A 7948-nucleotide genomic window follows, 5' to 3' on the forward strand; every position below is an offset into this window, starting at 1 on the left:
AGGGGATAACGCAAAAAGACATAGAGAGGGCGGTGGCACTCATCAACCACCGCCCGCGCAAGAAGTTCGGTTACAAGGCAACTGTGGAAAAAATGAGGGAAGACGGGGTCTTCTTTGTGTCAACTTTCGTTTGACAATCTGCCCCCCTTCCCCCGCAGATGGCCCATCCCCAGGGAGAGAAAAGGAATATGCACATCAAGTTTTGCGGCATGCGGCGGCAGGAGGATGTGGAGGCGGCGGCCGGGCTGGGGGCGGACATGGTGGGGTTCGTTTTCCATGCGGCGAGCCCGCGCGGCTGTACGCCGGAGCAGGCGGCGGCGCTGTCCGCGCCGGGGCTTGCGCGAGTGGGCGTTTTTGTGGAACAGAAAGAGGAGGAGATAGATCGTATCATGGCGACGGCGCGTCTGGACGTGGTCCAGCTGCACGGGCGGCAGGAGACGGCGGCCTGTGCGCGTCGTCTGGGGGCGGAGCGGCTGTGGCGGGTCATCTGGCCGCAGCGCTACGAGGACATGGCGTCCTTGCAGGAGGCGCTGGAGCGGGAGGCTCCGTATTGCGGAGCTTTTCTGGTGGATGCGGGCAAGGGCGGCGGCGGCAGCGGGCGCGTGCTGGACTGGCGGGCGCTGGGTCGTTTGCGCTGGCCGCGTCCGTGGTGGCTTGCCGGCGGGCTTGGGCCGGACAATGTGGCGGAGGCCCTGCGGCAGTGCCGCCCGAGCGGGATGGATGTCAATTCCGGCGTGGAAGATGCGCCGGGCGTGAAAAATCGGGAAAAGATGGCGGCGGTCGTGCGGGCCGTGCGTCAGGCGACGGCGGAGCCGTTGCGGGAGGAAGAATGAAAAAAGGCTATTTCGGCGAATTCGGCGGCTGCTTCGTGCCGGAGTTGCTCATGCCGCCGCTGCTGGAAGTGGAAGAGGCCATGCGATCCATTGTGCCCACGGAGCGCTTCCAGGCGGAATTGCAGGATCTGTTACACAATTTTGCGGGACGGCCTACGCCGCTGACTTTTTGCCCCCGGCTTTCCGAGGAGCTGGGCATCGAGCTCTGGCTCAAGCGGGAAGATCTGCTGCATTCCGGGGCGCACAAGATCAACAATACGCTGGGACAGGCCCTGCTGGCCAAATATATGGGCAAGACGGCGCTGGTGGCCGAGACCGGGGCCGGGCAGCACGGGGTGGCCTCGGCTGTGGCGGCGGCCCGGCTGGGCATGCGCTGCACGGTCTACATGGGCGCGGAGGATGTGGAGCGCCAGGCCCCCAATGTCATGCGTATGCGGCTGCTCGGGGCCACGGTCATCCCGGTGGAAAGCGGTACGCGCACGCTCAAGGACGCCATCAACGAGGCGTTGCGGGCCTGGATCTCCCAGCAGCAGACGACGCATTACTGCTTTGGCACGGCGGCCGGTCCGCATCCCTTCCCCACGCTGGTGCGGATGTTCCAGCAGGTCATCGGGCAGGAGACGGGCGCGCAGATGCGGGAGCGTACGGGCAAACTGCCTGATGCCGTGGTGGCCTGCGTGGGTGGCGGTTCCAATGCCATCGGCATGTTCCATCCTTTTCTGGAAGAGCCGGGCGTAAAGCTCATCGGGGTGGAGGCCGCCGGGACGGGCGAGCCGGGCTGCTTCAATTCCGCGCCGCTCAGTCTGGGGGTCCCGGGCGTGCTGCACGGCAGCCTGACCATGCTGCTCCAGAACAGCGACGGTCAGATCGAGCCCTCGCAGTCCATTTCCGCCGGGCTGGATTATCCCGGTGTGGGCCCGGAACACGCCTATCTGCACAAGAGCGGCCGGGTGCGTTACGTCATGGTGCGCGATCAGCGTGCCCTGGCGGCTTTTGAGCGGCTTTGCCGGGCCGAGGGCATCTTGCCGGCGCTGGAGTCCTCGCATGCGCTGGCCTGGGTGCTGGATCATGCCGAGGAATTCGCGCCGGGCAGCAAGGTGGTGGTCAACCTGTCCGGGCGGGGCGACAAGGATCTGGGCATCGCCCGCAAGGCGTTCGGCCTGCAGGACATGGGCGATATCTGTTAAGCGAGGGAGTCTGTCATGCATATTCTGGAAGAAAAAATCCGCGCCGCACGCGAAGCCGGGCGAGTGGCCCTTATTCCCTTTGTGACCGCCGGTTTCCCGGATGACGGCAGCTTCTGGCCCGCCATCCAGGAACTGGATGAAGGCGGGGCGGACATCATCGAGATCGGCATCCCCTTCTCCGATCCCGTGGCCGACGGTCCTGTGGTGGAGGAGGCCTCCCGCCGCGTGCTCAGCGACGGCATGAGCCTGACCCGGCTGCTGGGCGAGCTGGAGGAACGCAAGGATTTCTTCCGCTGCGGCATCGTGCTCATGGGGTATTACAATCCCATCCTGCAATACGGGCTGGGCAAGTTCGCCGTGGATGCGGCCCGTGCCGGCGTTCATGGCGTCATCGTGCCGGATCTGCCCTATGAGGAGGCAGGCGAGCTGCGCGCCCTGCTGGCCGCACAGGGCATTGCCCTCATTGCGCTGGTGGGCCCCAATACGGATGCCGGGCGCATGCGGCTTTATGCGGAGGTGAGTCAGGGCTACGTCTATGTGGTGTCGGTCATGGGCACGACGGGACAGCGGGCGCAGCTTGCGCCGCAGGTGGCGGAGACCATGCGCCGGGCCCGCTCGGTCTTTTCTTTGCCGCTGGCTCTGGGCTTCGGCCTGTCCGAACCGGCGCAGATCGAGGATCTGCCGCCGGACGCCCGTCCCGATGCGGCGGTGTTCGGCAGTGCCCTGCTGCGCTGGCTGGATGAAGGGAACAGCGCGGCTGATTTCATCGCCCGCTGGAAATAAGGCGTCCCGCGCCCGCGTGCGTCGGGAAAGTTGCGCCGTATATGGGGGGGCGCGGCGGCCGCTTGTGCCGCCGTACCCCCTTTGCGTGGGAGGGATCATGCGTCGCTGTCGGCAAGGCCGCAGGCCCGCGCCACGCCGGCGCCGTAGGCCGGGTCAGCCTTGGCGCAGTTGCGGATATGCCGCAGTTTGATTTCCGTGGGCGCATCGCCCAGCGCCCGGGCCGTGTTGCCGAACAGGGCCTCCTGTTGTTCGGGCGTCATCAGGCGGAAAAGGCGGCCGGGCTGTTCGAAGTAGTCGGCATCATCGCAGGGATAGTCCCAGCGGGCCGCATCGCCGCTGATCTTCAGGGGCGGTTCGGCAAAGTCCGGCTGTTCCTTCCAGACGCCGGCGCTGTTGGGTTCATAGCTCGTAAGGCTGCCGTGGTTGCCGTCCACGCGCATCTGTCCGTCGCGGTGGAAGCTGTGGAAGGGGCAGCGCGGCCGGTTGACCGGGATCAGATGGTGGTTGACGCCGAGGCGGTAGCGCTGGGCGTCCCCGTAGGAGAAGAGTCGCCCTTGCAGCATCTTGTCCGGCGACACGCCGATGCCGGGAACGAGGTTGGCGGGATTGAAGGCAGCCTGCTCCACTTCGGCAAAGTAGTTTTCCGGGTTGCGATTCAGCTCCAGCACGCCGACCTCCATGAGCGGATAGTCGGAATGATACCAGACCTTGGTCAGATCAAAGGGATGGTAGGGGAGTTTTTCGGCGTCTTCCTCAGGCATGACCTGGAAATACAGCGTCCAGCGGGGATAGTCACCCTTTTCGATATGCTCATAGAGGTCGCGCTGATGGCTGTCCCTGTCGCGGCCGATGAGTTCCTGAGCTTCGGCATCCGTCAGGTTCTTGATGCCCTGCTGGCTCTTGAAGTGGAACTTGACCCAGAAGCGTTCGTTTCTGGCATTGATCAGACTGTAGGTGTGGCTGCCGAAACCGTGCATGTGCCGGTAGCTGGCCGGTATGCCGCGATCGCTCATCACCACGGTGATCTGGTGCAGGGCTTCGGGCAGGAGCGTCCAGAAATCCCAGTTGTCCTTGGCGCTGTGCATGTTGGTACGGGGATTGCGCTTGACCACATGGTTCAGGTCAGGAAACTTCAGCGGGTCCCGCAGGAAGAAAACGGGCGTATTGTTGCCCACCATGTCCCAGTTGCCCTGATCCGTATAGAATTTGACGGCAAAGCCGCGGATGTCACGTTCGGCGTCCGCCGCGCCGCGTTCCCCCGCCACTGTGGAGAAGCGGGCAAAGACGTCCGTTTTTTTGCCGACCTCGGCAAAGAGTGAGGCCCGGGTGTAGGCCGTCACGTCATGGGTGACCGTGAACGTGCCGTAGGCGCCTGAGCCCTTGGCATGCATGCGCCGCTCGGGAATGACCTCGCGGTCAAAATGGGCAAGCTTTTCCTGAAACCAGACATCCTGCATGAGCAGCGGGCCGCGCGGCCCGGCCGTGAGGGCATGATTGTTGTTGGGGACGGGTGCGCCGGCGTTGGTGGTGAGAAGGTCTTTGCGTTCCGACATGGGGCGTTCTCCTTACGGTGGCTGAGGTGAAGGGGAAACGAACAAGCGGCCTTGCCGCGCCGTGTGCAAGTGATAGCACAGGCTTGTCGACATGTAAATAATAATAGTACTCATTATTAAAATAAAATTTAACAGTGTTTAATAATTTGTAATCTTTTTTGTGATTCGGGACGGCAACAACGCCTAAAGCCGCCGGAGACCGGAGACGAAGCGGCGGGAGGGCGGCAGGCAAAGGCATGCCCGCCATAATGGACGGCATGCCCGCGGGCAAAGAAACGGTCAGGAGGGGCGGTCAGCGTGTGCGCCAGGGGCGGGGAAATCGGCAAAACGGCTGTCAGGGCCGACGCACGACAAAGCATCCCGACGTACACAGGGCGCACAGGGCATAGCCATGTGCGCGCCTGATAAAGCGCGCGGGGGAGGGGTGGGGGAGCTTGAGGGGGAGGGGGACACCGCCCGCGCGAGGCGCGGGGTCCCCCTCCCCCTCAAAAAAGCCGGCGTGCTCGGCACATGTCAGGCCCGGAGACGGCGCAGCACAGGGACCAGCAGGGCGATGGACAGTCCGAGCGCAATGATGGGGCAGAATGCCCAGCGCAGGCTGCCCGTGGCGTGGGAGAGGAAGCCGATGAGCGGCGGGCAGCTCAAAAATCCCAGAAAACTTACGCTTGACACAAGCGAGATCCCCACGCGAGCCGGGACCCGGGGAGATTTGCCGGCCAGACTGTAGCAAAGCGGGACGACCGAGGCCATGCCGTAGCCCACAAGGCCAAGGCCAAGCGTCGCGGGGATGAGATGCGGAAAGACGACGGCCAGGCTCAGCCCCGCGGCGATGCAGAGCCCGCTTAGCCGCAGCACCAGTTCGACGCCGAAGCGATTGACAAGACCGTCCGCGGTAAGGCGGCCCAGCACCATGCAGCCCATGCAGGCCACATAGCCCACGCGGGTGAAGTCAGGCCCGGGCTGGATGACATCGGCGAAATAGACGGAACTCCAGTCATACATGGCCCCCTCCGTGGCCATGCTGCCCAGCGCGATGAAGCCCAGCACCAGCAGATACGCGTCCATGCGAAAACGTCCGGCGCTGCCGCCGGGCGCATGCAGGCCGATGATGCGGACCGGGCGCGGCAGCGTCCAGCGGCGCAGACTGAGAAGCGTCAGCACCACCAGACAGAGGATGGCGCAGAAGTGGGTCAAGGGGGCTATGCCCCTCGGCGCGATGAAGGCCCCGACCAGTCCGCCGACCAGTCCGCCCAGACTCCACATGCCGTGAAAGGTGGCCATGATGCTGCGACTGTAGAGGATCTCCACATCCACGGCCTGGGTATTGAGGGCGATATTCAGCATATTATAGATAAAACCGAAGCTGAGCAGGGCGGCAAAAAGCAGTACCGGCGAGGGGGCAAGCCCCAGCATCACCAGACAGACGGGCAGAAGCAGCAGGCCGCAGTCTATGCCGTGGCGGCTGCCGATGCGGCCGAGCAGCCAGGCTGAAGGGGCAATGGCCAGCATTTCTCCCAGGGGAGCACCCAGCAGGATGCTGCCGAGGGCGGCGTCGCTCAGCATGAGCCGCGCCTTGATGTCGGGGATGCGAATGGCCCAGGAGGCAAAGACCAGCCCCATAACGAAAAAAAAGGCCATGATGGCAGTGCGATAATAGCGACGGGGCGAGGGGGAAATGGCAGGAGAAAAGAGCGACATGGAAGCATCCCGGGTAAGAGTGGGGAAAGCAGGCTCGCAGACAGGGGCCAATCTGCCCCCAAGTCGCTTTCATTGCAAGCCCGGAGATGCGGTCTCGAGCCGGATATGCCCGGCAAAAAGAAACGGCAGGGGCAGGGAGGCCGGTCGGATGCCCATCAGCCTCACCTTCAGGCCATGCGGAGCGTGTTCGGCGGGACAGTGTGAAACCTCCCGTCAGACGCTGCGGGAAACATGTGCCGGGATGCGTCATGTCGCCCTGCGGGCGCACCGAAAACACAAGGATCCTGCCGTGGAGCCACGGCAGGATCCCTGGAAAACGCTCTTCCGGCTCGGGGCGAGCTACTTTACCAGCTTGAGATAGGCATTGGTAGCGTACTTGCCGTCGGCGACCTTCTTGGCCTCATCAGCCGTGATGCGGCCGATGCTGCTGAAATATGCGGCAATGTCCGCCTGCCAGCGCTGCACCTGGCTCGGGCCCTTGCTGTCGTCGAAAAGGGCAAGCTGCTGGGGCAGATCATAAACAGGGTGGTACTGGAGATCCTTGAGCGCCAGGGTGGCGTCGTAGTCCTTGCCCACAAATTCGCGGTGGAAGCGCTGGTATTCGCTAACCAGCATCTCCGGCGAGGTCTCCTTGAACATCTTGACGGCGCGGAGATAGATGCTCAGGAAGCGCGCCGTCACGTCAGGATGCTTTTCCGCATAGCGGGTATCCGCCACCAGGACGATGGGGTTGCCCTTGCCCAGCATCTTCATGTCGGCTGCCAGCACGGCGCCCTTCTCCATAGCCACGAACATGTGGGGCGCCCAGAGAGCCACGCCGTCGCCGATGTTGTTTTCAAACGCGGCCAGGGCCTGCGCCTGATCCATGTTCTTGATGGCGATGTCGCTGTCCGTCAGGCCCATGCTTTCCAGCCAGGCGCTGAGAGCATAGTGGGCCGAGGAGACCGTGGTGACGAGAAAGGTTTTGCCGCGTACGGTCTCGGGGGTGCCCAGCACGGCGGGATGCTGCTTGTTCCAGCCCTTGACCTTGGCGATGGGGCTGTCAGAGCGCACAAGCACCGCATTGCAGCGCGATTCGTCATTGCCGAGGGCAATGATGGACGTACCGTAGCGCAGATTGCCGAGCATGGCCGGCACAGCGCCCATGCCGGCATATACCCACTTGCCCGAGGGAAGGGCATTGAGGATGTCCGCGCCGGAGCTGAAAAGCTGCATCTTGATCTTGAGGCCGGCTTCCGCGTCCCAGCCTTTTTCCACCGCGTACCACATGAGGAACGTCTCGTGCTCGTCAAGCCACGCCGTCGGAACTTCCACAAGGTCGGCGGCGGCTGTCGTGCGGTTGCTCACGTTCAGCAGCATGAACGCGGCAAGAGCCATACAAAGAACTTTTTTCAGCATACACGTTTCTCCCGAAAGTTGTGGCAGCCAGAGGAAAGAGCCTGAGCCGGAGCATCAGGCGGGCATCAGGCCGGACGGAAAGCGCCATGCGTTCCGTGATGTACCATATTATGCAAGCATACGCTGTCCTGACCCTGGCCGCAAGTGCGGCATGCGGTCGCCGGCTGGCAGGAAGGAGGAGACGAGGGGCTGCCAGGCGAAAAAAAAACGAACAAGGCGGGATTGGCTGCCAGCGAGCGGCACTCTGAAGAGTTATCCAGCAAAAAGGAACCCACCGGCAAAGCCGGTGGTTCTTCATATGCGCCTATAAGGCTTTTTTACCAGCCGCGCCCTAACAGGCGCATAGCGGTCTGACATCTGCATATCTGTTACTTGCGGCCCGTAAACGGGCTACCTGCATACGGAAGACTGAGCTGCGCCCCTAGGGGCTGTTTCTAAAAAAGCTGGACATCTTGAATGACTCCTGCTTTCCTGTTTGTTATGAGCAGACATGACA

6 protein-coding genes are annotated in these 7948 nt (G+C 63.2%); 3 read left to right on the forward strand and 3 right to left on the reverse strand.

Annotated elements, in window-relative coordinates; all coding sequences use genetic code 11:
- Window positions 1-188 precede the first annotated feature (188 nt).
- Genes Q0J54_RS11640 through trpA form a run of 3 tightly spaced genes read left to right on the forward strand, consistent with a single transcriptional unit; the run spans window position 189 to window position 2803 of the window.
- Window positions 189-833 (forward strand): phosphoribosylanthranilate isomerase, encoded by a 645-nt coding sequence (locus Q0J54_RS11640; RefSeq protein WP_296305899.1) that lies wholly within the window; start codon window positions 189-191, stop codon window positions 831-833.
- A complete protein-coding gene (gene trpB / locus Q0J54_RS11645; protein ID WP_296305900.1) occupies window positions 830-2020 on the forward strand; it encodes a tryptophan synthase subunit beta in 1191 nt (396 codons plus the stop codon). The genes Q0J54_RS11640 and trpB overlap by 4 nt, the downstream gene beginning before the upstream one ends.
- A gap of 15 nt (window positions 2021-2035) precedes the next feature.
- Window positions 2036-2803, forward strand: a complete 768-nt coding sequence (gene trpA, locus Q0J54_RS11650; RefSeq protein ID WP_296305901.1) for a tryptophan synthase subunit alpha — start codon at window positions 2036-2038, stop codon at window positions 2801-2803.
- Window positions 2804-2898: 95 nt separating this feature from the next.
- Here the strand turns inward: trpA and Q0J54_RS11655 are convergent, their stop codons facing one another.
- The 3 genes from Q0J54_RS11655 to Q0J54_RS11665 form a co-directional block, all read right to left on the reverse strand.
- Window positions 2899-4356, reverse strand: coding sequence for a catalase (locus Q0J54_RS11655; RefSeq protein ID WP_296305902.1), 1458 nt, complete (start codon window positions 4354-4356; stop codon window positions 2899-2901).
- 513 nt (window positions 4357-4869) lie between these two features.
- A complete protein-coding gene (locus tag Q0J54_RS11660; RefSeq protein ID WP_296305903.1) occupies window positions 4870-6054 on the reverse strand; it encodes an MFS transporter in 1185 nt (394 codons plus the stop codon).
- A gap of 339 nt (window positions 6055-6393) precedes the next feature.
- Window positions 6394-7452, reverse strand: a complete 1059-nt coding sequence (locus Q0J54_RS11665; protein ID WP_296305904.1) for an ABC transporter substrate-binding protein — start codon at window positions 7450-7452, stop codon at window positions 6394-6396.
- Window positions 7453-7948 lie beyond the last annotated feature (496 nt).

It is taken from the genome of uncultured Desulfovibrio sp., assembly GCF_944324935.1.
Taxonomy (GTDB): domain Bacteria; phylum Desulfobacterota; class Desulfovibrionia; order Desulfovibrionales; family Desulfovibrionaceae; genus Desulfovibrio.

What these genes read in the sequence shown, in the direction of transcription:
- Q0J54_RS11640 (WP_296305899.1), top strand. Translation starts at nt 189, where the DNA reads ATGCACATCAAGTTTTGCGGCATGCGGCGGCAGGAGGATGTGGAGGCG.
- trpB (WP_296305900.1), top strand. Translation starts at nt 830, where the DNA reads ATGAAAAAAGGCTATTTCGGCGAATTCGGCGGCTGCTTCGTGCCGGAG.
- trpA (WP_296305901.1), top strand. Translation starts at nt 2,036, where the DNA reads ATGCATATTCTGGAAGAAAAAATCCGCGCCGCACGCGAAGCCGGGCGA.
- Q0J54_RS11655 (WP_296305902.1), bottom strand. Translation starts at nt 4,356, where the DNA reads ATGTCGGAACGCAAAGACCTTCTCACCACCAACGCCGGCGCACCCGTC.
- Q0J54_RS11660 (WP_296305903.1), bottom strand. Translation starts at nt 6,054, where the DNA reads ATGTCGCTCTTTTCTCCTGCCATTTCCCCCTCGCCCCGTCGCTATTAT.
- Q0J54_RS11665 (WP_296305904.1), bottom strand. Translation starts at nt 7,452, where the DNA reads ATGCTGAAAAAAGTTCTTTGTATGGCTCTTGCCGCGTTCATGCTGCTG.